At 44.8% G+C, this 23,345-nt stretch carries 24 protein-coding genes; 19 read left to right on the forward strand and 5 right to left on the reverse strand.

Annotated features, from left to right (window positions below; translation table 11 throughout):
• The first annotated feature begins 280 nt into the window (after positions 1-280).
• Entirely contained in the window at positions 281-661 is a 381-nt protein-coding gene (locus R7044_RS07915; RefSeq protein ID WP_054963226.1) for a DUF3316 domain-containing protein, read from the forward strand.
• A gap of 507 nt (positions 662-1,168) precedes the next feature.
• On the opposite strand, the gene R7044_RS07920 is transcribed toward R7044_RS07915, so the two are convergent.
• Complete coding sequence (locus R7044_RS07920) at positions 1,169-1,582, reverse strand: MerR family transcriptional regulator (protein WP_054963225.1); 414 nt, start codon at positions 1,580-1,582, stop codon at positions 1,169-1,171.
• A 76-nt stretch (positions 1,583-1,658) separates the two neighbouring features.
• On the opposite strand from R7044_RS07920, the gene R7044_RS07925 reads away from it, so the two are divergent.
• The 3 genes from R7044_RS07925 to R7044_RS07935 are packed head-to-tail and all read left to right on the forward strand — an operon-like array spanning position 1,659 to position 3,153.
• Positions 1,659-1,895, forward strand: a complete 237-nt coding sequence (locus R7044_RS07925; protein ID WP_074181691.1) for a GDCCVxC domain-containing (seleno)protein — start codon at positions 1,659-1,661, stop codon at positions 1,893-1,895.
• Positions 1,896-1,919: 24 nt separating this feature from the next.
• On the forward strand, positions 1,920-2,591 hold the full coding sequence (locus R7044_RS07930; protein ID WP_202816233.1) for a heavy-metal-associated domain-containing protein: 672 nt from the start codon (positions 1,920-1,922) through the stop codon (positions 2,589-2,591).
• The gene (locus R7044_RS07935; protein ID WP_212756285.1) at positions 2,572-3,153 is read left to right on the forward strand and encodes a hypothetical protein; all 582 of its coding nucleotides are present in this window, start codon (positions 2,572-2,574) and stop codon (positions 3,151-3,153) included. The genes R7044_RS07930 and R7044_RS07935 overlap by 20 nt, the downstream gene beginning before the upstream one ends.
• Positions 3,154-3,474: 321 nt before the next feature.
• Here the strand turns inward: R7044_RS07935 and R7044_RS07940 are convergent, their stop codons facing one another.
• The 3 genes from R7044_RS07940 to R7044_RS07950 are packed head-to-tail and all read right to left on the reverse strand — an operon-like array spanning position 3,475 to position 6,627.
• Complete coding sequence (locus tag R7044_RS07940) at positions 3,475-3,963, reverse strand: plastocyanin/azurin family copper-binding protein (protein WP_054963223.1); 489 nt, start codon at positions 3,961-3,963, stop codon at positions 3,475-3,477.
• Between the two features lie 40 nt (positions 3,964-4,003).
• Positions 4,004-4,846: a copper resistance protein B gene (locus R7044_RS07945; protein WP_225455465.1), complete on the reverse strand. Its 843-nt coding sequence runs from the start codon at positions 4,844-4,846 to the stop codon at positions 4,004-4,006.
• Positions 4,843-6,627: a copper resistance system multicopper oxidase gene (locus R7044_RS07950; RefSeq protein ID WP_054963222.1), complete on the reverse strand. Its 1,785-nt coding sequence runs from the start codon at positions 6,625-6,627 to the stop codon at positions 4,843-4,845. The genes R7044_RS07945 and R7044_RS07950 overlap by 4 nt, the downstream gene beginning before the upstream one ends.
• Positions 6,628-7,645: 1,018 nt before the next feature.
• On the opposite strand from R7044_RS07950, the gene R7044_RS07955 reads away from it, so the two are divergent.
• The 13 genes from R7044_RS07955 to R7044_RS08015 all read left to right on the forward strand — a co-directional run bounded on the left by R7044_RS07955 (position 7,646) and on the right by R7044_RS08015 (position 19,808).
• Positions 7,646-7,933, forward strand: a complete 288-nt coding sequence (locus tag R7044_RS07955; protein ID WP_054963221.1) for a hypothetical protein — start codon at positions 7,646-7,648, stop codon at positions 7,931-7,933.
• Between the two features lie 19 nt (positions 7,934-7,952).
• Positions 7,953-8,195 carry a hypothetical protein gene (locus R7044_RS07960; RefSeq protein ID WP_054963220.1) on the forward strand — a complete coding sequence of 81 codons (243 nt, stop codon included), beginning with the start codon at positions 7,953-7,955 and terminating at the stop codon, positions 8,193-8,195.
• Positions 8,196-8,478: 283 nt separating this feature from the next.
• Positions 8,479-8,859 carry a DUF3316 domain-containing protein gene (locus R7044_RS07965; RefSeq protein WP_054963219.1) on the forward strand — a complete coding sequence of 127 codons (381 nt, stop codon included), beginning with the start codon at positions 8,479-8,481 and terminating at the stop codon, positions 8,857-8,859.
• Between the two features lie 52 nt (positions 8,860-8,911).
• On the forward strand, positions 8,912-9,253 hold the full coding sequence (locus tag R7044_RS07970) for a P-II family nitrogen regulator (RefSeq protein ID WP_054963218.1): 342 nt from the start codon (positions 8,912-8,914) through the stop codon (positions 9,251-9,253).
• A 30-nt stretch (positions 9,254-9,283) separates the two neighbouring features.
• Entirely contained in the window at positions 9,284-9,967 is a 684-nt protein-coding gene (locus tag R7044_RS07975) for a heavy metal response regulator transcription factor (RefSeq protein WP_054963217.1), read from the forward strand.
• Positions 9,964-11,283 (forward strand): heavy metal sensor histidine kinase, encoded by a 1,320-nt coding sequence (locus tag R7044_RS07980; protein ID WP_054963216.1) that lies wholly within the window; start codon positions 9,964-9,966, stop codon positions 11,281-11,283. The genes R7044_RS07975 and R7044_RS07980 overlap by 4 nt, the downstream gene beginning before the upstream one ends.
• Before the next feature lie 77 nt (positions 11,284-11,360).
• On the forward strand, positions 11,361-11,777 hold the full coding sequence (locus R7044_RS07985; protein WP_155396151.1) for a hypothetical protein: 417 nt from the start codon (positions 11,361-11,363) through the stop codon (positions 11,775-11,777).
• Positions 11,778-11,869: 92 nt separating this feature from the next.
• Positions 11,870-13,261 (forward strand): TolC family protein, encoded by a 1,392-nt coding sequence (locus R7044_RS07990; RefSeq protein ID WP_025767037.1) that lies wholly within the window; start codon positions 11,870-11,872, stop codon positions 13,259-13,261.
• Between the two features lie 13 nt (positions 13,262-13,274).
• Positions 13,275-14,987: an efflux RND transporter periplasmic adaptor subunit gene (locus tag R7044_RS07995; RefSeq protein ID WP_042521802.1), complete on the forward strand. Its 1,713-nt coding sequence runs from the start codon at positions 13,275-13,277 to the stop codon at positions 14,985-14,987.
• Positions 14,984-18,109 carry an efflux RND transporter permease subunit gene (locus R7044_RS08000; protein WP_042521805.1) on the forward strand — a complete coding sequence of 1,042 codons (3,126 nt, stop codon included), beginning with the start codon at positions 14,984-14,986 and terminating at the stop codon, positions 18,107-18,109. Before R7044_RS07995 ends, R7044_RS08000 begins: the two co-directional genes overlap by 4 nt.
• A 75-nt stretch (positions 18,110-18,184) precedes the next feature.
• Entirely contained in the window at positions 18,185-18,769 is a 585-nt protein-coding gene (gene copI / locus R7044_RS08005) for a copper-resistant cuproprotein CopI (protein ID WP_053304366.1), read from the forward strand.
• A gap of 21 nt (positions 18,770-18,790) precedes the next feature.
• The gene (locus R7044_RS08010; RefSeq protein WP_042521807.1) at positions 18,791-19,348 is read left to right on the forward strand and encodes a hypothetical protein; all 558 of its coding nucleotides are present in this window, start codon (positions 18,791-18,793) and stop codon (positions 19,346-19,348) included.
• Between the two features lie 19 nt (positions 19,349-19,367).
• Entirely contained in the window at positions 19,368-19,808 is a 441-nt protein-coding gene (locus R7044_RS08015) for a DUF411 domain-containing protein (protein ID WP_042521808.1), read from the forward strand.
• 391 nt (positions 19,809-20,199) lie between these two features.
• On the opposite strand, the gene R7044_RS08020 is transcribed toward R7044_RS08015, so the two are convergent.
• Positions 20,200-21,282, reverse strand: coding sequence for a glycerol dehydrogenase (locus R7044_RS08020; RefSeq protein ID WP_005379703.1), 1,083 nt, complete (start codon positions 21,280-21,282; stop codon positions 20,200-20,202).
• Positions 21,283-21,635: 353 nt separating this feature from the next.
• On the opposite strand from R7044_RS08020, the gene dhaK reads away from it, so the two are divergent.
• Together dhaK and dhaL are read left to right on the forward strand one after the other, a co-directional pair.
• Positions 21,636-22,694: a dihydroxyacetone kinase subunit DhaK gene (gene dhaK / locus R7044_RS08025; protein WP_047101950.1), complete on the forward strand. Its 1,059-nt coding sequence runs from the start codon at positions 21,636-21,638 to the stop codon at positions 22,692-22,694.
• Between the two features lie 15 nt (positions 22,695-22,709).
• Positions 22,710-23,345: a dihydroxyacetone kinase subunit DhaL gene (dhaL, locus tag R7044_RS08030; protein ID WP_053304323.1), complete on the forward strand. Its 636-nt coding sequence runs from the start codon at positions 22,710-22,712 to the stop codon at positions 23,343-23,345.

Genomic DNA, 23,345 nt, shown 5'->3' on the forward strand with positions numbered 1-23,345 from the left:
TAGATTTAGCAAATAAAGGGCTCACTAGCTGCTGATTTTTGGAAAGGTAGAAAAGGCTATATAAGCAACCGTTACTAGTTTTGGTAATTCAGGTTCTACAGCTTATTGGTGTAACTTTCGACAGACGCCTCTACATTAGTTTAAGTTGAGTTTGTCTTACGTATTAATAAAGGAAACGTGGTCGGAGTTACAATTATGACTAAGATGTCATAAATGGATACCAATAGAGTCAGAACGAAGGTGCTAAATTGAATTCATCAACACCAAAAAGGAAAGACATATGAATACTCTTAACAAGCTTCTTCTGACTACCTCTATTTTGTTCACTAGTGCAGTGACTGTCGCTCAGCCTTTGTATTCGGGAGGTAACTACGTGAGTAGAGTTAATCATGCAACAGTATTGACACAAGCAACTAGCTCTAAGGAGCTCGCTTATAAATTAGGTGCGGAAAAGTTAGCAGAGTTAGAGGGCATGAACGGAAAAGAGCTCGAGTCAGAGTTTATGTTAGTTAGAAACTACGGTAGTAATAGAAACTCAACCCACCTTAAAGAACAGCGATATGTCACAGTCGAAGAAAGGCTAAATAGTCAAGGACAAATGGAGTATGTCGCTCAAGTCCATTTACAAGTACATTATCAAGAACGCGACAGTAATAATTAGATGCGATATTACACCTCTTGTAGTACATATTGCTACAAGAGGCCATACTCATTGAAAATTTTATCACCTATTTTGGCAGTATACTGTACTTGGAAATTGATTTTTTTTCAGGTGTATAATCATAGTGTCAATACTAATACAACTAATTGGCGTGGTTTTCGCTAGTTTGAATAGGCAAGATTATTAGCTATTCGAGATTGATTGGGTTCAGAGGCCACCTAATCGGAGTATAATTAGCTCAATGTATTGAATGTTTGGTGCATCTCGACTCGTATTGGGTTGTTTCAACAACGCATCACGGACCAGAGTCGCAGGCTCTAGTATATCCATAAACAAAGCGATAATTTGCCGCGAGATAATTCCTTTCACTTCATAATTGCGGCAATGGTTTTAACATCATGGCTATTACCGTTGTCGCGAGTCCTTTTGACTAGAACTCGAGCCTGCACATTGTGGCTGTGGAGCACCCTCGAAAACGACGAGTTACAGTAAAACCCTTCTCTCACGCTATTTCTCTACATAAAGCGCATCAATAATCGGACAGTCATCAATAGAATAACGATTTCCTTTGCATTGGCTAACCATCGTATTTAATGCCTTTTTAAGCCTTTGCAGATCGTCTATTTTCTGCTGGACAGCTCTGGCTTGTAACATTGCCATTGCTCTCACCTCGCCACAATAGTGGTCTGGCTCATCAATGAATTTCAGTAATTCTTTTATTTGCTCGATGCTGAATCCTAGCTCGCGGCTGCGGCGAATAAAATTGAGCCGCTTAACATGCGACAAGGCATATACGCGATGGCCGCCTTCAGTTCGTGGCGGATCAGGCATCAGCCCGGTTTTTTCGTAGTAATGTACAGTCTCCACCTTACATCCAGCACGTTCGGCGACCTGGCCGATTGAAAATTGGGGCGAATTCATTTCATTGTACCTTGAACCTGTAGTAACTATAGGTTTTATACTAACAGACATCTATCAACGAACCAGGCGATTATTGATGAAAGACCTTGTAGAGCAATCAGAACTGACCTGCCCAGATTGTGGATATCAGGAAATACTCACCATGCCTCTGGATGCGTGCCAGTGGTTTCACGAATGCTCAAATTGCCATGTTTTACTTAAACCGAAGTCTGGGGACTGTTGTGTTTTCTGTTCCTATGGCTCAGTGCCTTGTCCACCGATCCAACTTCAAGGCACATCCGAGTCTATGGGAGGGTGTTGCCGTGGAGAGTAACCTGCCAGATAAATCCTGGATACGATGGCTGACCCTGTTCGTAACCAGCAGCACTTTAATATGCTGTGCTTTACCGGTGCTGATGGTGTCTTTAGGGTTTGGTGCTGCGATGGCCAGCCTGAACTACAACGTTCCGGGGTTACTATTTCTTGCCGAACACAAGCTAGGGACTTTAAGTTTGTCGGCACTATTACTGTTGTTTCTGGCCTGGATGATTTGGCGACCGAATCAGAGGTGTCCTACCGATCCGACGTTGGCAGCACTCTGCCAGAAAACCAAACGTTGGAATCGGTGGATATTCTGGATCAGCGTCAGTATCTAGAGCATTGGATTTTTCTTCAGCTACTTACTACTGCCGATTCGGCAGGCTTTCTGGTAGGAGGGGGTAAAATGAAACGATGGTTGACACTTAGGTTATTGGCGATAGCGATGATGATGGTTCAGACTGCTTTTGCGAAGACGCTTGAGGTCGAGGTCCATGGCATGACATGCGCTTTTTGTGTCGATAGTCTGGAGCGTAAACTAACGGCTATGCCTTCGGTTTTCAAGGTTCAGGTCAGCTTGAAAGCCAACAAAGTTCGCCTTGAAACAGATGGCGATACACCGAACGTTGAAACCATTAAGCAAGCTATACTGGATGCGGGTTTTACGCCGGTCAAAGTCACGGTTATCAGTGATGAAGAAAACAAAGAATAACGTTCTTGCTGTCCTGGGTTTAAGCTGTCTGTTGAGCGCTGTTGCACCTGTCCATGGCATGGGGTTGCGATCATTAGTGGCGCTACCGGTTGAAAAAGATGGAGCAGTAGTCCGCTTTGTGTATGAACACAGTCAGGATGTTGATACCAATGTCTTATCAGCTAATGTCGCTTACGGTTTGAGTGCAAACCAAACCTTATTACTGGGATTACCCTATCGATTGTCACCTGGCGGTACAGATCAGCAAGGTGATTTATCGATCCTGTACCGGCATATCCTGTGGCAGCAAGACCGTCGGTCTGGTACCAGTCGGTTGGGGCTGCTTGGAGGTGCCATTATTCCGACTGAAAATGGTCGAAACGGAGCTTTCCAGGCCGGATTTGTGTTTACACACTTTCAGGCTCGCAATGAATTTGATGTTGACGCCGTGTACCAGGCGGGCATTGAAGATCGCCCCGCCAGTGGTCGTTATGATGTGTCTTGGCAATATCGATTGTCTCCAGCTAACCGGCCCGATTGGGGGATGCTACTGGATTACAGCGGGTTCATCAGCAGTGGGTGACTGAGGGCGGAATTGTACAGGATTTGAATGCCACAAAAGACAGGCATTATTTGCTAAGTGCCCGGTTCCATTTCTAACTCCGATTGCGTCCGCAAGCGCTACACTATATCATCCGGATGACGAATGCTGCAGGGCGAGTTTAGACAAATTCTGATGGGATGCCGTTACCTCTTGAGCACTGGAGTCGTTTTTATCGTTCCAGAAGGGCGCACCACCAAACCGTATCCTCAGCGGCATAAATCCGATGACTTGCTTTTGCACTGAAGTCTTCAGACTAGCGTCCCCCATACTAACAGGTCCTCCTAAAGGAAGGTCTATTAGCTATTGTGAAACCTGAACTTGCCCTTTCATGCCGGCTTCCATATGCCCTGGGATCAAGCAGGCAAAGTCCACAGTGCCGGCTTGATCAAAATGCCACACTAATCCCCCTTTCTGACCGGCCTTGAGGTTCAGCATATTGGCTTCGACGTGTTGCATGCCTGGCATGTCACGCATCATATCGGCATGCTCCTTCAACATGGCGAGGTTGCCCAACACCAGCTCGTGATTAAGCTTGCCAGCATTTTTTACAAAGAAGCGTACAGTTTCTCCGACCTTTACCTTAATGGTGGCAGGAGTGAAACGCATATCGTCGCCCATCTCCACCACAATGGTTCGGTTGACTTCGGCCGGCTGACCGGGCCGGCCCATTCCATGCGTGCTCTGTTGGATGGAAGCAGAGTTATTGCCTTCATGATGGCCATGTTCACCCGCGGCTAGTGCTAGGCCGGGCAATAATGACAGAATTAAAACCAGTAACGTAGTTTTCATGGTTAATACTCCTAATAAATAAAAATTAGTCTTTGTCGCTTTAAAACCAGAACCTGATCCCGGCTACCCAGCGATTTTCCTGAGTTGCCTCATGTTCTTCCCTGAGTTGATTCGCGCGTTCACCTAGGGAAGCCTGCCATTCCCAGCCTAAATAGGGAGCGAACTGCCGACTTATCTCATAGCGCAACCGGGCACCGGTCACCACATCCGAGAGCCCCCTGCCTTGACCTCGCTCAGCATCGTTACTGCCATAAGCAGTGAGTTCAATGGCCGGTTGCAAAACTAACCGTTGGGTAAATAAAATCTCGTATTCTGCCTCCAGCACTAATGCAGTCTGGCCATCGTAGCCTAGATAGGCAGTAGCGCCCAGCTCCAGCCAGTAGGGTGCAAGACCCGACACACCAGCGGCCAGCCAGCCTTGGCCTGGGCCATGACCCGCGTCATAACGTATTCCTAAGTCTCGGTTCCAGAACCCGGTCAAGGCATGACGCCACAGTAACTCGGTACTCGCTTCGGCCAGCCTTCCGTGTTCAATGTCGCCTTCCGCTCTCAACACTACGCGGGAGTAGTCACGGCCAGCCCAAGCGTTAACCTCGTAAGCCAGCACTTGGTCATCCCCGTTGTCCAGCCGCTCCAGCCGGTCAGCCAGTACCCCGTAAAACAGATGCTCGTCGGCCAATTTCAGTTGGCGAGGACCTGGTAGAGCATAAGGGCCTTCGTCCAGACTGTAACCGCCGGAGTAAGCATGAGGATCACGGGCATCGACTGGCGGTTGTCCGCCTTGCATTTTCATCTCGCCGTGATCTACTTGGGCTAGAGCAGGAAAAGCGGTCAGCGCCAACACGCCCAATAAATGTTTCATCATCGCTCTCTGTTTACTCATGACACCACCACCATGCGGAACATGCCCGCGTCCATATGGAACATCAGATGACAATGCCAGGCCCAGCGACCTAGTGCATCGGCGGTGACCAGAAAGCTGATACGCTGGGCTGGCTGAACTGGTATGGTATGCCGACGGCACAAAAACTCGCCGCTAGGGCTTTCCAGCTCGCTCCACATACCGTGTAAGTGCATGGGGTGTGTCATCATGGTATCGTTGTGCAGGATGACGCGCACCCGCTCACCGTAGCTTAGATGAATGGGTGTGGATCCCCCAAACTCGACGCCATCGAACGACCAAGTGTAGCGTTCCATATTGCCTGTGAGATGCAATTCAATTTCCCGCTCGGGTGGGCGAGGATCCATGGGGCCACTAGGAGTGCGCAGATCTGCTAAGGTCAGTACTCGTCTGCCGTTATTGCGCAGGCCTACACCGGGGTCATCAAGGTTGGTTCGCGGCATTTCGACTCGCATATCGACGCTAGGGCCATATTCGGTGCGGGCGTGACGGACTTCCTTGCTAGCGGCTGCCAAACTACTAGTCATGGCAGCATGGTCCATGCTCGCCATATCATTCATGGCACTGTGATCCATACCATTCATGGCACTGTGATCCATACCATTCATAGCACCATGATCCATATTGCCCATCATGTCGGCCATGGTCAGGGCTTGAGGTTCATCCAGTGGCGGTACTATCGTGCTCAGCCCTTTGCGGGTAGCTAGGGTTCCCCGGGCATAACCAGTTCGGTCCATGGACTGGGCAAACAGAGTATAAGCCTCGGCGGTGGGCTCTACCAACACATCGTAGGTTTCTCCAGGTCCAAAACGGAATTCATCCACCATCACAGGCTTCACGTTAACACCGTCGGCCTGCACGACAGTCAGCTTCAGACCGGGAATACGCACATCGTAAAATGTATTGCCAGCACCGTTGATAAATCGCAGCCGTACCCGTTCCCCGGGCTTGAACAGCCCTGTCCAGTTGCCGGCGGGCGTGGTACCGTTCATTAGATAAGTCAGAGTTTCCGCGGACAGGTCAGCTAGATCGCTGGGGCTCATACGCATGTTGTTCCACATCTGTCGCTTTTCCAGCGATGCGCTGAGGCCGACACTGGCCATGTCTCGAAAGAAATCCACCACCGTTGGCTGGTTAAAGTTGTAGTAATCGCCCTGGTTTTTCAGTTTGCCGAACACCCGCATGGGGTTTTCGTCGGTCCAATCCGACAAAACCACCATATGTTCCCGATTGGCACTGATGGAATCAGCATCAGTTGGCTCCACAATCAAGCCACCATACATGCCGGTCAGTTCCTGCATGCCCGAGTGAGAGTGGTACCAGTAAGTTCCGCTCTGTTCCAGAGTGTAACGGTAGGTAAAGGTTTCGCCGGGCGGAATGCCAGCAAAGCTGATGCCAGGCACGCCGTCCATCTCAAAGGGAAGAATAATGCCGTGCCAGTGAATGGAGGTAGGCTCCTTCAGGCGGTTGGTGACGCGAATGGTGACGGTATCGCCCTCGCGCATGCGCAAGGTAGGCCCTGGAATGGAGCCGTTGATGGTGGTAGCCATGCGAGCTTTGCCAGTAAAATTGACTGGGGTTTCATCAATTACCAGATCGAACTCGGTACCGGACAGTTCGGGTACACTGCCGTTTAACGTAGTGGGGACGGGTGAGCGGGCTGAAGCCAGTATGGGAGAGACACCCAGAATTACACCACCCGCAGCCAGTCCTTGTACAAAGCGCCGCCGAGGCAGATTGAGCGGGTTTTGGGGCTGTTTCATAATTTTTCCTAGATTGTCTTTTGACATAGAGACAGCATAGATAGGCACACCTGATGCCTACATGACGTGAAGATGATAAAAATGTCATCTTCTAGCGAAATACCCTTGAACCCATTACAACGAGCTTGAGAACAGAACTTAATGTGCACCATCATCAAGGTAACCAACTTCACGTAACTAACTATGAAACAGCTGCTTAATGAGGATAAAGAAAGCACCTACAATTACCTGCAAAAGGGCCTACCCTTAATGTCTAGTGCCAAGCCTACAAGAGTAGTGCTGGCAGATGCCAGGACTTTGATTGACCGCGCGAGACAGTCTGAAAGACAGAGTACTGAGCCTGCTTAATCGGGCTAAGGTCCCCAAACAAAGAAACAATCATAACAATTTTCTATCTCATTGATTTTCAAAAAATAAAAACATCACAGTCATGCCTGTAAAATCGCTATACCATAAATTATTCTAACGCTTTCGATCACTTCAAAGCGTTTAATCTTGACTGATATCGGGAAACACTTTTGCTATTAAAGCTCATTGCAGGCACAAGATTAAACGAAAATGAAAAACTTAATCAGGAACGGTCAAGCTTTACCAAGTTGTTGCCAAATAGCAGTTGAAATCACTGGAGTAGATTAGCTCTTTACCGGCAGGTTGGTATTCTACTTTGAACACAAAACAAACAGTAACGAAATGTGCAGATTCATCTGTAATCAAAGTACACGTGTTATGTTTACTTGTTTCGTGGTTGGCAGATTTTCAAGCTATTTGTGGATATAAAAAAACACAACAGCTCCATTTATATTGTGAAGTATAGCCCCGTATGACGGTAGAGCTAAGCATTGCCGAAGCAGCAATATCCGCGTTCTTCTTTTACGGTGGAGTCCAACGCCAATCGCTTGGTAGTTTTAAAGGGCTAAGATGACAAAACTGTCATGAATCCCTCCCCACTCCTGATCTAAACGTTGCGATAAACTGAATCTCAGTTAAACGAGTTAAAGTTATTTTGGAGAGCAAGAGAATGAAAAGCAAAAAATCAGATTGTCACAAGAATGGTCATCATAAAGGTCATGGATGGATGATGGTTCTATGCGCGTTACTAATGGTGGGTATTCCATTATTTATTCTCTCTTCTAGCCAAGAGATGTTTAGTTGGGCATACCTTAGTAGTGCGATTGTTCCATTAATCATCTGTTTAGCGATGCATGGTTTAATGATGAAGATGATGATGCCGAGTGAAAAGAAAGGCTCCGAAGCCAACGAGCAATCGGTGGAAAAAATTGAAAACAATCAACAGTTCAAAGCATAAGTAAGGGTTAGGTGATTTTATGAAAAAGTTATATGTATCAGTGTTATTAAGTGGTCTAGTTGCGATGCCAGTGCTAGCAACAAGTTCCATCGATGATCAGCATCGAGACCACCATGCCGTTCAAAATGAGAAAGTACATGCTAATCGACCTCATACGGATCAAGTGAAGGATCACGAAGGAATGATGGAACACATGCAAATGATGCAAAGCATGAACATGGAAGACATGCCAGAAGAGTGCAAAAAAATGATGAGTAGCTGAACCAATGAAATATTCGTAATCAGAAAAAGAGATCCCCTTTACTTTTTCGAGTAAAAAAGAGCCGCCAGAGCTAACTGGGCGGCTCTTTATCGTTTAGAGCCACAGGATTCATCGCAATCACTGCAAGGCTATTTTTGGGGTTGCTTGATTTTATTGCGGTTAAAAGTTTATCGATTGTCTCCCTCCTAAATCTTAATATGACAAAAATGTCATGTTTGAGTGCCGAAAACGGTCACACTGGTTTAGATAAACTAAGAGCATCCAAACAGAGAAGGAAATAATAATGAATCTATTAGTCAAAACTCTATTAACTAGCTCTATTATACTTACTAGTGCCGCATCATTTGCACAACCATTGTATTCCGGTGGCAATTATGTAAGTCGAGTTGATCATAAAACTGTCTCTATTGATGCCGTGAGCTCTAAACAGCAAGCATACACGTTAGGGCTGGAAAAACTGTCAGAATTTGAGGATATGAGCGGGCGAGATTTAAGTACAGCTCTGGTCCCTGTAAGAACTTATGGTAGTGCTCGAAATTCTACTCACCTGAAAGATGGAGGGTATGTAACTGTTCAGGAAAGATTGAATAATCAAGGTCAGATAGAGTATGTAGCCAAAGTACATCTTAATGTTCATTATCAAGAACGAGATAGCAACAACTAATCTCAGCAGAGCTCCTAGAGCATCAATTTGTTCTAGGAGCTAAGGAGCAACTATGATTGATAAAATTTCGGTAATATTTCAGGAACAAAAGCTTGAGGATATTGAATCAGTTCTCGCAGAGGAAGGGGTGCGAAACTTCACGATTTATCAAGTACAAGGGCGTGGAAGTCATGCAAACCTAATTGATACCCATGCTTTAAATACACATTACCAACTAGATGTTTTCATTGGTCATAGCCATACTCAGAGTTTGGTTGGTGCATTACTAGATACTCTATGTGTGTCACAAGAAGGAAATGGTGTTACGTCTGTCATAGAAAACGTTTTGTTGTTTGATAATAATACGAAAAATCAAATTTCTAACCCATCATATAATCACAAGCTCGATGTATAACATCCAAGGAAATGAAGGCATTTTTCTTATATGAAATTACTCGTTGTAGAAGATGAAGAGAAAGCTGGAGCTTATCTTAAAAAGGGCCTAATTGAATCAGGCTACACTGTAGATCTATCTACCGATGGTGTTGATGCGTTGTACTTAGCGACCACTTATGAATATGATCTCATTGTTTTAGACATTATGCTACCAAAGTTGAATGGGTGGCAGTTATTGCAGACACTTCGCAGCAGTGAAATATCTACACCTGTCATTATTTTGTCAGCTAAAGATCAGGTTGAAGATCGAGTGAAAGGACTTGAACTTGGAGCGAATGACTACCTTGTTAAGCCTTTTGCCTTTGTCGAATTGCTTGCAAGAGTCAAAAATGCATTACGTCACCAAACTACCACGGTCAAAACTGAGTCTGTTCTAAGTATTGCTGATTTGAGCCTCGACTTACTTAAACGAAAGGCGACTCGAAACAATGACACGATCCCTCTGACGGCAAAAGAGTTTTCTTTGCTGGAATATTTATTTACGAAGAGGGGTCAAGTTGTCACTCGCACTCAGATAGCGTCCGCTGTTTGGGATATGAACTTTGATAGTGATACGAATGTCATTGATGCAGCAGTGAAAAGATTGAGGACGAAAATCGACAAGCCTTATCAGAACAAACTTATCCAGACCGTGCGAGGTATGGGGTACAAGCTTGATGACGCCGTAGAATGAAAAAATTACTAAATCAATCAATTGCACGCAAATTGGTGTTTATGTTTGTCACAGCCTCTTTTGTAGTTTTAGTCGTGTTTGCTTTAACGATCCAACACGCTATCAAGAACCATTTTAATGAGCAGGACTATAGGCACCTAGAAACAAAACTCCTTCCTTTAATAAGTACTGTTGAGCGAGATCTAGACTTGTTCCAGTCATGGGATATCTCAGCCTGGATATTAAACAATCAACAGGTGGTGCAAACGAACAATGAAGCTATTGACCTTCCATCTGAGCTGATAGGTAGCTCTTCATATGAATGGAGTGTAGGCAACAACCGTTTTCATGCTTTTAAGTTCGATTATCCTGAGGTAGAAAACGGTGCGATCGTGCTCGCAATGAATGTGACTCATCACAAGCTGTTTTTCGACAAGCTAAATACCATTCTATTTTGGACATTAGTTTTAACACTGAGTTTATCGGGTGCTTATGCATTAATCATTGTTAGAAATGGGTTACAGCCACTGAAACAATTAAAAGAGTATATCGAGCAAGTGAATACTAGCAACCTCAGCATTCGTATACCAAGTGACTCACTTCCAAAGGAGTTAAGCAACTTAATTATTTCTCAAAATGAAATGCTAGAGAGGTTGCAAGAAGGTTATCTCAGGTTGAGTGAGTTTTCATCAGATATTGCTCATGAGTTAAGAACACCGTTGAACAATATCTTGACCCAGACTCAAGTGGCACTTGGTATAGAGCGCTCCGTTGAAGAGTATCAAGACATTCTAGTATCAAACATCGAAGAGCTAGAGCGATTCAATAAGACCATTTCAGATACATTATACCTAGCTAAATCAGAGAATAGGCTTCTGCACAAGACCGATGCAGAGTTAGAGTTGAGAGAAGTAATCAACCCTTTGCTTGAATATTATGATGTGTTGGCAGAAGAAAAAAATGTTCGATTTACCCTAGATGGTTCCTCGACTCTGTTCGGTGACAAAGATATGCTTCAACGAGCATTTGGTAATGTGTTGTCTAATGCGTTGAGGCACTGCTTCCATAATACGGATATATCGGTAGTAATCTCCGAATCAGAAACGAGCAACAAGGTGATAATCAGCAATGTTGGTGAGCCTATACCTTTGAGCTCTTTGCCCTATATATTTGAACGGTTCTATCGTTCAGATAAGTCGCGTGCCCATAACGGAAGTGTTGGGGCTGGATTAGGACTTCCTATAGCTAAGGCTATCATGAAAGCACATCACGGGGATATCTTAGTCAATGCGAAGGATGAGCGAACTGAATTCGTATTTATTTTCAATAATCTTTAGCTCCAATAGATTTTTAATATCACTATTGCTCATCAGTTCTCATAAGGTATTATGAATGCAAAGTGAAAAGGTACCGCATGACAAACTCTTTGAGACAAACAAGTATTTTGATTATCAGCATCTTAGCGATGTTGATGTCGAGCTACGTCTCAAGTATGCCAATGATGGGTATGAGTCCAATATCGTCCTCTTCAGTTCAACCCAAACTTTCTCACCATGACTCGATGGAAATGTCTGAGACTACAGCAAGCCATCATGCGATGATAGGCTGCCCATCGATGGAGATGACAGAGAGCGATAGTTCTATACATTGCGAGAGCTCATCTACATTTGGTGGCGACTGCTGTAAAAGCGTGTGTTCTAGCGTATTTTTTCCACTCTCATCTTCTCGCTTAATCAGTACATCTGAATCTGATTTAGCCCTGCGTCACCCAATCAAAATAGGCGTTACAGTAACTCGTATTCAGAGCTTACTGCGTCCACCCTCTGTTTAATTCAACTATCATAACTATTTAGCTCTCAATTCTTTCTGCTGGAAGGTAGAGGTTGGGGTATGTCCATATTGTTTTATCGTGGATAAACAACAATGAGTATTGAATTAAACGGCTTCAGGGCATTTAAATCCCTGAGTCTTGGGGTTGCAGTCGCACTTTGTGCAATGCCTGCCCTGTCACATACGGGGTCGAACGCGACTCCACAAACTATCGTGGCTTCGACACAGCAGTTGAACGCGCTAATTGAAGCGGCTCTAGCAAATGATACGAGTCGCTCTCAATATGCTGCGCAGTCACAGGCGATGCGTGAAACGGGCGTTGCAAGCTCGACTCTCATGGATCCAAAACTTAAGGTGGGCTTTGGCGGTTTACCTGTGGATTCATTCAAGTTTGATGAAGATCCCATGACGAACATTTCTGTTGGATTAATGCAACAGTTTGAACGTGGTGCGACGTTAGATCTTAACCAACGTAAAGCGAATCAACAGGCCGATGGTATGGCGTATCAGGTTCAAGTTCGTGAGCGTGAAGTAGCGAATAGTATTACTCAACTATGGTTGGAGCTGGGCTACCTTCAATATGCAGAAACGTTGATTGAATCTAATCAACGTTTCATGGTAGAGATGGAGCAGTATATTCAAACCAATTACTCAATTGGTAAGAGCGAAGCGCAAGATCTGCTTAACACCCAGCTTCAAGTCAACAAGCTCGACGAAAAGCTGCAATCGAATCAACAAATGCAAAATCGAGCCGTAGCTCAGTTATCAGAATGGCTAGGCTCAGAGTGGTTAAATCATCGTTCCATTGATTCGAATCAGGCAGGCTATCAATTAGACTGGTCGCGTTTGAATACGCTTTTAGAGCAGCAAACCAGCAACACCCAGTACTACTCACTGCTTAACCAACATCCTATGGCGCAAATGGCTGACGCCAACATCTCTGCCAATCGCACCCAAGTGGAGGTTGCTGAACAATCTTACACGCCACAATTTGGTGTTGAGGTGATGTATGCCTACCGTCAATCTGACAACATGAAGGGTGAGCCAGCTTCAGATTTGCTGAGTGCCTATCTTACTATGGATATCCCTTTGTTCACTGACAACCGCCAAGATAAAAATGTAGCGGCCGCTCAATACCAAGTAGGTGCAGCGCAATATCAAAAAGATACGCTGCTCGCTCAAATGAACGCCCAAGTAAACGCATTAATGACGGACAGAATGAATCTCACTGAACGTATTCAGCGCTACCAAGAGCGCTTATTACCTCAGTCTAAAGCCCGCATTGAAGCGGTAGAGCGCGGCTATCAGAACAATACTGCTCAGTTTGGTGATGTCATTACTGCATCAACCGATGAATTGGCTCTTCAAATGGAGCTTGCTCGCCTAATAACCGATATGAATCAGGTCAATAGCAAGTTATCAATGTTACTTGGTGGTTTCGAATATCAAGTTTCTGCGCCAAACACTAAGTACAAAGAACAATAATAAAGGAATCAAGATGAGTACATTTAAAGTTGCAAGCCTAGCGCTTTTAATCGGAAGCGCACTAGGTTATGGAGCGAATATTTACCTTTCAGGCATGAACCATAACATGGTTGGAATGACAGCTTCTGAGTCTAAATCAAGTGATGAACCACTATATTGGGTTGCACCGATGGACCCAAACTATCAGCGAGATAAGCCAGGAAAGTCCCCTATGGGGATGGATCTTATTCCTGTGTATGCTGATGATCTCAATGGTAGTAACGACAAGCCAGGAACAGTAAAAATCGATCCTGCGGTTGAAAATAACCTCGGTGTAAAAACAGATACCGTAAAGCAAGAGGTCCTTGCACCACGTATCGAAACTGTCGGCTATGTCGCCTTTGATGAGAGTCAACTTTGGCAGACCAATGTTCGAGTATCGGGTTGGGTTGAAAAGCTTTATATCAATGCTGTTGGTGAAAAAGTGAAACAAGGTGACACGCTGTTCACTCTGTATTCCCCAGAGCTTGTAAAAGCACAAGAAGAACTGATCAGTGCCTATAAGAGCCAGCGTAAAGGAATGATACAAGGTGCTACAGATCGTTTGATCACTTTGGGGGTTGACCGCAATCAAATTAAATCCATCGCCCGTCGAGGCAAAGCGTCACAAACCATTGAAATTAAAGCACCGGCAGACGGCGTTATTGCAAGCCTCAATATCCGTGAAGGTGGCTACCTTTCTCCAGCTCAAGCGGTGATCAGCGCAGGTCCTTTGAATCAAGTATGGGTAGATGCAGAAGTCTTTGAGCGTCAATCCCATTGGATTAAACAAGGCAGTCAAGCATCTATGACACTGGATGCCTTACCTGGTGGAGAATGGAATGGTGAAGTGGATTATGTCTATCCCATTCTAGACCCTAGTACCCGTACATTGCGTGTTCGCCTTCGATTCGATAATCCACAAGGCGAACTTAAGCCAAATATGTTTGCAAATGTCACTCTGAAACCAGTATCAAATGATGAAGTGTTAACCATCCCTCGATCGTCGGTCATTCGATCTGGTGGTATGACTCGTGTGGTGCTGGCTGAGGGGGAAGGAAAATATCGTTCTGCCAGAATTGAAGTTGGTCGTGAAGCCGCAGATAAGATTGAGGTTCTAAAGGGGTTGCGACAAGGAGAGCGCGTTGTTACGTCAGCGCACTTCATGTTGGACTCTGAATCAAGTCAGTCTGCCGACCTATCAAGAATCAATGGCATCGAACCCACTGCCGAAACGGTTTGGGCAACAGGTGAAATTACTGATGCAATGGTTGGACATAGAATGCTAACTATTAATCATAAGCCTGTTCCTGAATGGGATTGGCCAGGAATGACCATGAACTTTATGGTGTCAGAGCACGTTGAAATGGAACCACTTTCAAAAGGGAAAATGATCGACTTTGAAATGAAAAAATCTGAATCGGGTCAATATGAAATCGTTGATTACAAAGTAACTGAGCTGAGCATAAATACGGAAATATGGATAGACGGTGATGTTTCTATGTTGATGGCGGATTTTGGTATGGTGACTCTAAATCATGTTCCTGTGGCTGATTGGTCATGGGATGCTGGTGAGCTCAACTTTTCAGTAGGTGGCGACATAGAACTCTCAAGTTTTCAGGAGGGTGACAAAGTTCGGTTTCTAGTGGAGAAACAAGGCTCTGATTATCTTCTCAAAGAGTTAGTTAAAAGAGAGGATAAGCAATGATAGGTGCAATCATTCGATGGTCTATCAATAATCGCTTTTTGGTATTGGTAGCGACTTTTGCTCTAGTCTTTGGTGGATTATATAGCGTAAAAAATACACCAGTTGACGCTCTCCCTGATCTATCAGATGTACAAGTGATCATAAAAACAAGTTACCCGGGTCAGGCGCCCCAAGTGGTGGAAGACCAAGTCACGTATCCGCTGACAACGGCAATGCTTGCCGTTCCTGGTGCTGAAACTGTTCGTGGATATTCGTTCTTTGGTGATTCTTATGTGTATATCATTTTTAATGATGATACAGATATGTACTGGGCTCGCTCACGAGTGCTCGAATATTTAAGTCAAGTTGCACCAAACCTTCCTCCAAGCGCTAAACCAACACTAGGTCCAGATGCGACAGGTGTGGGCTGGGTTTACAGTTATGTTTTACAAGATAAAACTGGCAAGCATGATCTTGCTGAACTGCGTAGCTTACAAGATTGGTTCTTAAAATATGAGCTACAAACCGTAGACGGCGTTTCAGAAGTAGCGACCGTTGGTGGTATGGTTAAGCAATACCAAGTGCAAATCGATCCTGCCAAGCTACGTGCTTATGACCTAACTCTGCAACAGGTCAATATGGCTATTCAAAATGGTAACCAAGAAAGTGGCGCGTCTGTAGTGGAAGTTGCAGAAGCTGAACACATGGTACGAACCACTGGCTACTTGTCTAGTATCGATGACATTAAAGCGCTACCTCTCAAGGTAAGTAAAAAGGGATCTCCCCTAATATTAGGTGACGTTGCTGATATTGAACTCGGACCACAGATGAGACGAGGAATCTCTGAATTAAATGGAGAGGGCGAAGCCGTAGGTGGCGTAATTGTCATGCGTTTTGGAGAAAACGCAAGCGAAGTGATCAGTAATGTTAAGGATAAGCTAAACGAGCTTCAACGTAGCTTGCCTGATGGCGTTGAGATAGTGGCTACTTACGATCGCTCGACGTTAATTAATGCAGCGGTTGAGAACCTTTGGAAAAAGCTTGCAGAAGAGTTCATTGTTGTCGCTATTGTATGTGCGTTGTTCCTATTCCACATTCGCTCATCATTGGTCATCGCGCTAAGTTTGCCTGTCGGTATTTTAGGGGCCTTTATTGTCATGCATTGGCAAGGTATCAACGCCAATATCATGTCGTTAGGAGGGATTGCAATCGCGATAGGCGCAATGGTAGACGGTGCTATCGTTATGATAGAAAACGTACATAAGCACATTGAACGAACCCCATTGACTGACAAAAACCGATGGCAAGTGATTGGTGATGCGGCGCAAGAGGTTGGTGCACCGCTGTTCTTTTCGCTACTGATCATCACGCTAAGTTTTGTTCCTGTATTCGCATTGGAAGGCCAAGAAGGCAAGATGTTCTCGCCACTCGCCTTTACTAAAACTTATGCAATGGCGGCAGCAGCAGGCCTTGCTATTACCTTAGTGCCGGTGCTCATGGGATATCTTATTCGCGGTAAAATATTACCAGAGAATAAGAACCCTATTAATAAAGGTCTAATTGCCCTTTATAAGCCCTTACTGAATATTAGTCTCAAGTACCCGAAAAGCATGATTGTATTAGCTATTGCTCTTATGGGGTCAGCTTATTATCCAACAACGAAACTAGGTAGTGAGTTTATTCCTCCTCTTGATGAGGGTGATTTGATGTACATGCCAACCACCTATCCAGGTATTTCCATTGGTAAAGCACGAGAGTTACTTCAGCAAACAAACAAACTAATTAAGACCGTACCTGAAGTGCAGACAACATGGGGTAAAGTCGGTCGTGCTGACACCGCAACAGACCCTGCTCCCTTAACTATGATTGAAACGGTCATTCAGCTTAAACCGCGAGATCAGTGGCGTGAGGGTGTGACAACTGAGTCGCTAAGAAAAGAGTTTGATGACTTAATTCAATTTCCTGGTTTAACTAACGCATGGGTGATGCCTATAAAAACACGCATCGACATGTTAGCAACGGGTATCAAAACTCCAATAGGTATCAAGATCGCAGGGAGAGACCTAGCTGAAATTGAGAAAATAGGTGCTCAACTAGAACCTATTCTTAACAATATTGCAGGCACTGCATCTGTATATGCAGAGCGTGTTGCCGGTGGTCGTTATGTCACTATTGATATCAATCGAACAGCGGCAGCTCGATACGGTCTTAACATTAAAGAGGTACAACAGGTAGTTTCTACCGCTGTCGGTGGTATGAATGTTGGAGAAACCATTGAAGGTCTTGAGCGTTACCCAATTAATGTCCGTTATCCACAAGATTATCGTGATTCAGTCGTTAAGCTAAAGCAACTGCCATTGGTTACCCCTAGTGGCGCTAGAATTGCCTTAGCTGATGTGGCTGATGTGCGCTATGAAGATGGACCACCAATGATTAAAACAGAGAATGCTCGTCCAAATGGCTGGGTGTTTGTAGATATCGATGGTCGAGACTTAGGCTCTTACGTTGAGGAAGCCAAACAAGCGGTTGCAGATCAACTTGATATGCCAGCTGGTTATTCAATTGCATGGTCAGGTCAATATGAATACATGGAGCGTGCGAAAGAGCGTTTGGGTGTTGTTGTGCCAATCACGATTGCCATCATCATGTTACTACTTTACTTCAGCTTCCGACGCGTAGGTGAGGTGATGATTATCATGCTGACTCTGCCTTTAGCGATGGTGGGTGGCTTGTGGCTCATGCATTACCTCGGCTACAACCTCTCAATCGCAGTAGGAGTTGGTTTTATCGCGCTAGCAGGGGTTGCTGTCGAGATTGGAGTCATCATGTTGGTGTACCTCAACCAAGCATGGCACTACACAAAGTTGGATGCTAAAGAGCAAAGTAAATCATTGAATGAAGATGATTTAAGTAACTCGATTCGCGAGGGAGCTGGCTTGCGCGTTCGCCCAGTAATGATGACGGTACTTACTGTGATTATCGGTTTGATCCCAATCATGTACGGTGAGGGGACTGGCTCTGAGGTAATGCAACGTATCGCCGCACCAATGATTGGTGGCATGGCATCCGCTCTGCTACTCACACTTCTGGTTCTTCCTGCGATTTTCAAGCTTTGGAAAACTCGCGAACTTAAACATAACTAAACACATACACTCGGGCTGAGAACCTACTTAGCCCGTAAAACTTCTACACAAATTAGTAAGGAATACATTATGAACATGAAAAAAACACTACTAGCCACATTATTCTCTGTGACTTCAATGTCGGTAATGGCAGGAATGGATCACTCAAACATGGATCATGGCTCGATGAATCACGCTGATATGGATAGCAGCAACATGAACCATGGCTCTATGAACCATGAGAGCATGGACCATAGTAATATGAATCATGACGATATGGATAATTCAATGATGTCGATGGAAGGCATGTCTGATGTTGGTATGCCAGCAACAGGTGCAAAGCCAGATAAAGTGGTTCATGTTGTGTTGGCAGATGACATGACAATCAAGTTCAAAAAAGAAGTACAAATTGAACCTAATGATGTAGTTCAATTTGTGGTTATGAATGTTGGCAAGATTGATCATGAGTTCACTATTGGCTCAGCGAAAGAGCAACTTGAACATCGAGAAATGATGAAGAAAATGCCTCATCATATGCATGATTCTGGGAATGCAGTTACAGTAAAACCGGGTAAAGCTAAGCAGTTGATTTGGCACTTCCAGGGGGATAGCAAGGTTGAATTTGCATGCAATATTCCAGGGCATGCAGAAGCAGGCATGATTAAAAAAGTGAGTTTATAGACGCTATAAAGGAACCTGATGATGTTAAAGCGTTTATTCATGCTAGCGGGTATGTTTAGTGTGAGTTTGTTCACCTATGCTTCAGAAGACTCAATTTCAGCCGGTGAGTCCACTTTTCTTACTGTAGGTGGATATGGATGTATTGCGTGTCATGGGCTATACGGTCAAGGGGGAGGTAACGTTGGTGGGAACATCAGAGGTAGCTCCTTAAATGATCTGAAATATAGCCTAGAGCATGAACAAACAATGAAGCTTTTAGGCGATGCACTAAGTGAACAAGATAAGATAAATCTAGCAGATTACATGGAGCATCTTGGAACGTTTCAGTTAGTGGATTGGATGTATGAAGGCACCAAAGAGGCGCTACTCTCAGTTTCTATAGATAGCGGTGAGAAGAGTCAATTGGTGGTACTAAATAAAACGTTTGAGTCAATGTCAATTGACCTCTCCCCTTTGGCTGGTAAACATTTAACACTGCGCGTAGAGCCGTATGAAACTCAGCACTTTGAGTGGATTCCTGAAAAAGGAGTGTATGAGCTGAGTTATGGCGATGAAGCCGTCAGTATTAACGTAAAATAGATTTTAGTTAGGTAACTATATGAGTAAAAAATTGAGACTTATTGCACTTTCATCTTTGATTTTGAGCTTTAACGTCTTTGCTAAGCCTGTTATTGAGCTTTATAAATCGCCTACGTGTGGTTGCTGTAAGGAATGGGCAGCAATTATGGAGAAGAAAGGCTACGAAGTGAATGTTAACCATGCTCGCGACTGGAGTTATGTCAAACAAGAGTTTGGAATGCCTAGTCAACTGATGTCCTGCCATACAGCTGTCATTGATGGATATATGATTGAAGGGCATGTTCCTGAGTCTGATATCAAGCGTTTGCTTGAGGAAAGGCCTGAAAATATTTCAGGAATCGCCGCTCCCGGTATGCCGCAGCATTCGCCGGGAATGGCACGACCAGGGCAGGAGTACAAAGGCTTTAACGTGGTGTCTTTTGATAAGACAGGGCAGATGAAACTTTATAATAAGTACTAAAAGTCGATTAAGAAGTTGGGCTCTTGAGGTAAGTGCGGAGCCCTTTTGTTTATTTAAAAGGAGCTCTTACACTAAATCGAAACGAGTCCGTTATTCCGTTGTATCCAAAAAGTTTGCTAAGCGAGACTGGGTTGACCAATGACTAAGTGCCTAGAAAGGAAGGTCTCTTACAATGCTTAAAGTTTCAAACTTTATTGTCATAATTCTGTTGTGCAGAGAGTTATGGCATTAAGTTAGTTTCAAACTTTATTGTTACCTTCTTTTATCTAGGCTACTTGGTACTAAACTCTACACGAGAGAAAAGTTTCAAACTTTAATGTCCTCCGACACCAAGCGGCACATGCGAGAGTATGTGCCGCTTTTTTATTTAAGCCCACTTTAAGGGGGTGAGTTATTGACCCAACTGGTGAGCGGTTAGAATTGCAGAGTAGACATTTTCTGCCGTCACTGGGAATGGCATATTGTGGATGGTTTCTCCCTCGGCCGTTGAGGCTTCGGCGACCTCGCGCAACTTAGCGTGGTTAAGCTCTTTAACGCCCATATCAAATAAGTTGGTTGGTAGACCTACAGAGCGGCAGAATGCAAGAACCGTATTAATCTCTTCCATCGCTGCGTTTTCTAGTACCAGCTGAACTAGTGTGCCGAACGCGACTTTCTCACCATGATAGAGATGATGACACTCTTCAAGCTTAGTTAGGCCGTTATGAATAGCGTGAGCACCCGCTAGACCACTGCTTTCAAAACCGATACCGCTTAGGTATGTATTGGCTTCAATAATGTTTTCTACCGCTTTGGTGCTCACACCATTTTCTACCGCAGCTTTTGCTTTTACACCATCTTCAAGCAAGGTTTCATAGCAAAGTTTCGCAAGCGCTTGTGCTGAACGCGTCGCTAACCCACCAGCCATTGTTGCCTTACCAGAAGTCATGTTGGCACGAGCTTCAAAGTAGGTGGAAAGCGCGTCGCCCATCCCCGATACAAGTAAGCGAACAGGGGCTTTGGCGATGACTGACGTATCCATGATGACCATGTCTGGGTTTTTAGGGATCATCAAATATTCTGCAAATTCACCTTCAGGTGTGTATATCACCGCAAGCGCTGAGGTTGGTGCATCTGTCGAGGCAATCGTAGGAACCACCACGACAGGAATTTTTGTGTAAAACGCAACAGCCTTTGCTGTATCTAACGTTTTACCACCACCAATACCGACAATGACATCGTGTTTCTGAGTGGCACAAATGTCCGTGATGCGTTCAATCTCAACGCGCGAACATTCGCCACCAAAAATGTTCATAGTGAGTGGAAGCTTTTCGTCAGCAAAGCTTTGTTTGACGTCATCACCAACCAGGTTAGTCACGAACTCATCGGCAATTACTAACGGACGTTCACCTAATGTTTTCACATAGTGAGCGATAGATGTAAGTACTTGTTCACCTTGGACGTATTTGCTTGGGCTGATAATAATTTTGTCCATAATTCAAACCTTTAACCTTTTTTATGTGTGTTTTGGACTGCAATGAATATCCATTGTAGGGATAAGGTTTATATTAGGTTTGGTGTGGTAGGTGGTGAAGGATATCTCTGGTTTTGTTCCATGCTTTTATGACCTCTGTGTCAAACCGACTGTCAGAAGTAATAAGCATCAGCATGCTTTATGGCGCCGATCACTATTCAAGCGAATCTGTCGTTTTTCGTTTCATATTGAAACGAAAATACCGAAGTCGTTGTTTCAATATGAAACAGATTGATTTTTGTTGAGCACGTTTTTTCTCTGTTTAAGATGAATTCATACCCTACATAAAAATATAAATGGAATGAGATAGAACGATGAAAAAGTTAATTAACCAAGTCGATGATGTTGTATTGCAGCAAATGGAAGGCCTAGCATTGTCCCGCCCTGAGCTAAAAGCGAACTACGAACCTCGTTACATGTGGCATGAGGAAACGCCGGGGCAAGTGGCACTGGTTTCTGGTGGTGGCTGTGGTCATGAACCTTTGCACGCAGGTTTTATTGGTAAAGGCATGCTGACAGGCGCCTGCCCAGGAGAGGTATTTACTTCACCTACGCCTGATCAAATGTACGAATGTGGCAACCAAGTGAATACCGGTGAGGGCGTGCTGTTTATCATTAAAAACTACACCGGTGATGTGTTGAACTTTGAAACGGCTGTGGAGCTGCTTCATACCGATGGTATCAAAGTTGGGTCGGTGTTGGTGGATGACGATGTTGCAGTCAAAGACAGCCTATACACCGCTGGTCGCCGTGGCGTTGCTGGAACGGTATTGGTTGAAAAGTTAGTTGGGGCTGCCGCGAGCAAAGGTTATTCGTTGGAGCAATGTGAAGCGCTGGCTCGTCGCGTGAATAATCACTGTCGTTCATTTGGCGTGGCGCTTAATGCTTGTGTTGTACCCGCAGCAGGTAAACCATCTTTTGTTCTGGAAGATGATGAAGTGGAGTTTGGTGTTGGTATCCATGGTGAACCAGGTATCAAGCGAGTGAAATACACCGACGCCGATACGTTAGTGGATGAGATGTTTGCTGAAGTTGCTGAAAACACGCCTTATCAGCGCACATTGCGTATTTGGAATCGTGACGAAGGTGAATGGGATGAAGTGGAATCCAGCATTGAGCCTTTCGCCGCTGAGCACGACTACATCGTGATGGTGAATGGTATGGGTGGTACGCCAACTTCAGAGCTTTACGGAGTGTACCGCCGTCTTGCTCATAACTGCGAGCAAGCGGGGTTCCGTATCGTGCGGAATATGGTCGGTAACTTCTGTACGTCACTCGATATGGAAGGCGTTTCGATTACGTTTCTGAAGGCAGACAAAGAGATGTTGGAGCTGTTTGATGCTCCTGTCGATACGGCCGCGATCAAGTGGTAAGAGGGGGGAGCAAACATGCAAATTGAAAAACAACATATCGTTCACTGGCTAGAGTTATGTGCAAAAACGTATCAAGAGAATCAAGATTTTCTGACCGACCTTGATCGTGATATTGGTGACGCAGACCATGGTCTCAATATGAACCGTGGCTTTAAAAAAGTTGCTGAAAAACTGCCGCAATTTGCGGACCAAAATATCGGCAGCATTCTCAAGAATACGGGCATGACCTTACTTTCTAGTGTTGGTGGGGCAAGTGGTCCGCTGTATGGCACGCTGTTTATTCGCACGGCTGCCGCTGTCGGAACTCGAGAGCAATTAACATTTGAAGAGTTAGTGGATGCACTAAAAAGCGGTGTGGATGGCGTAGTGTCTCGTGGTAAAGCGGAACTGGGTGATAAAACCATGTGTGATGTTTGGTTACCCGTTTTAGTTAGCGTGAAGGCGTCGTTAGAAAATGGCATGAGCGCCGATCACTTACTGAATGAAATGGTTGAGCTAGCAGAAACGAGCGCGGTTGCCACGATTGAAATGTTGGCGAAAAAAGGGCGAGCAAGCTATTTAGGTGAACGTAGTATTGGCCATCAAGACCCCGGTGCAACCTCTTCTCTGTTAATGATTAAAGCACTACAGCAGGCAATAGCAGGTAATTAA

The sequence above is a fragment of the Vibrio sp. 1402 genome (assembly GCF_033340275.1).

Excerpts from the sequence above, each read along its gene's own strand:
- R7044_RS07915 (WP_054963226.1), top strand. The coding sequence starts at position 281 with ATGAATACTCTTAACAAGCTTCTTCTGACTACCTCTATTTTGTTCACT.
- R7044_RS07920 (WP_054963225.1), bottom strand. The coding sequence starts at position 1,582 with ATGAATTCGCCCCAATTTTCAATCGGCCAGGTCGCCGAACGTGCTGGA.
- R7044_RS07925 (WP_074181691.1), top strand. The coding sequence starts at position 1,659 with ATGAAAGACCTTGTAGAGCAATCAGAACTGACCTGCCCAGATTGTGGA.
- R7044_RS07930 (WP_202816233.1), top strand. The coding sequence starts at position 1,920 with ATGGCTGACCCTGTTCGTAACCAGCAGCACTTTAATATGCTGTGCTTT.
- R7044_RS07935 (WP_212756285.1), top strand. The coding sequence starts at position 2,572 with ATGAAGAAAACAAAGAATAACGTTCTTGCTGTCCTGGGTTTAAGCTGT.
- R7044_RS07940 (WP_054963223.1), bottom strand. The coding sequence starts at position 3,963 with ATGAAAACTACGTTACTGGTTTTAATTCTGTCATTATTGCCCGGCCTA.
- R7044_RS07945 (WP_225455465.1), bottom strand. The coding sequence starts at position 4,846 with ATGAGTAAACAGAGAGCGATGATGAAACATTTATTGGGCGTGTTGGCG.
- R7044_RS07950 (WP_054963222.1), bottom strand. The coding sequence starts at position 6,627 with ATGAAACAGCCCCAAAACCCGCTCAATCTGCCTCGGCGGCGCTTTGTA.
- R7044_RS07955 (WP_054963221.1), top strand. The coding sequence starts at position 7,646 with ATGAAAAGCAAAAAATCAGATTGTCACAAGAATGGTCATCATAAAGGT.
- R7044_RS07960 (WP_054963220.1), top strand. The coding sequence starts at position 7,953 with ATGAAAAAGTTATATGTATCAGTGTTATTAAGTGGTCTAGTTGCGATG.
- R7044_RS07965 (WP_054963219.1), top strand. The coding sequence starts at position 8,479 with ATGAATCTATTAGTCAAAACTCTATTAACTAGCTCTATTATACTTACT.
- R7044_RS07970 (WP_054963218.1), top strand. The coding sequence starts at position 8,912 with ATGATTGATAAAATTTCGGTAATATTTCAGGAACAAAAGCTTGAGGAT.
- R7044_RS07975 (WP_054963217.1), top strand. The coding sequence starts at position 9,284 with ATGAAATTACTCGTTGTAGAAGATGAAGAGAAAGCTGGAGCTTATCTT.
- R7044_RS07980 (WP_054963216.1), top strand. The coding sequence starts at position 9,964 with ATGAAAAAATTACTAAATCAATCAATTGCACGCAAATTGGTGTTTATG.
- R7044_RS07985 (WP_155396151.1), top strand. The coding sequence starts at position 11,361 with ATGACAAACTCTTTGAGACAAACAAGTATTTTGATTATCAGCATCTTA.
- R7044_RS07990 (WP_025767037.1), top strand. The coding sequence starts at position 11,870 with ATGAGTATTGAATTAAACGGCTTCAGGGCATTTAAATCCCTGAGTCTT.
- R7044_RS07995 (WP_042521802.1), top strand. The coding sequence starts at position 13,275 with ATGAGTACATTTAAAGTTGCAAGCCTAGCGCTTTTAATCGGAAGCGCA.
- R7044_RS08000 (WP_042521805.1), top strand. The coding sequence starts at position 14,984 with ATGATAGGTGCAATCATTCGATGGTCTATCAATAATCGCTTTTTGGTA.
- copI (WP_053304366.1), top strand. The coding sequence starts at position 18,185 with ATGAAAAAAACACTACTAGCCACATTATTCTCTGTGACTTCAATGTCG.
- R7044_RS08010 (WP_042521807.1), top strand. The coding sequence starts at position 18,791 with ATGTTAAAGCGTTTATTCATGCTAGCGGGTATGTTTAGTGTGAGTTTG.
- R7044_RS08015 (WP_042521808.1), top strand. The coding sequence starts at position 19,368 with ATGAGTAAAAAATTGAGACTTATTGCACTTTCATCTTTGATTTTGAGC.
- R7044_RS08020 (WP_005379703.1), bottom strand. The coding sequence starts at position 21,282 with ATGGACAAAATTATTATCAGCCCAAGCAAATACGTCCAAGGTGAACAA.
- dhaK (WP_047101950.1), top strand. The coding sequence starts at position 21,636 with ATGAAAAAGTTAATTAACCAAGTCGATGATGTTGTATTGCAGCAAATG.
- dhaL (WP_053304323.1), top strand. The coding sequence starts at position 22,710 with ATGCAAATTGAAAAACAACATATCGTTCACTGGCTAGAGTTATGTGCA.